A 349-nucleotide genomic window follows, 5' to 3' on the forward strand; every position below is an offset into this window, starting at 1 on the left:
GCGCACTCTCTCCGGTGATTGGCGCCTGATCGACGGCCCCTGCCCCATCGACAACCTCACCATCCAATGGGATGCGGTCTCCGCCGCGCACGACGAAACGTGCGTTGATAGCAACCGCGGAAGCCGGTACGTCCGCTTCCGAACCGTCATCATAAAGAATTCTTGCCGTCGGCGGCGCCAGGTCCAGCAGAGCTGAAACCGCATTCCTCGCACGCCCGACGCTCCAGCTTTCGAGGAAAAGCGAGAGCGAGAAGAAGAACGCAACCGTCGCCGCCTCGAAAAATTCGCCGAGGCCAATTGCACCCGCGACTGCGACTACCATGAGCAGGTTCATGTCGGGCGACAGCCG

At 61.9% G+C, this 349-nt stretch carries 1 protein-coding gene; it reads right to left on the bottom strand.

The annotated features are described in order from the left end of the window. A partial coding sequence (locus FLP08_RS16305) for a P-type ATPase actuator domain-containing protein (protein WP_162431159.1) occupies positions 1-349 on the bottom strand: 349 nt, incomplete at both ends.

Source organism: Christiangramia aestuarii, assembly GCF_009735585.1.
GTDB classification, from domain to species: Bacteria; Bacteroidota; Bacteroidia; order Flavobacteriales; family Flavobacteriaceae; genus Christiangramia; species Christiangramia aestuarii.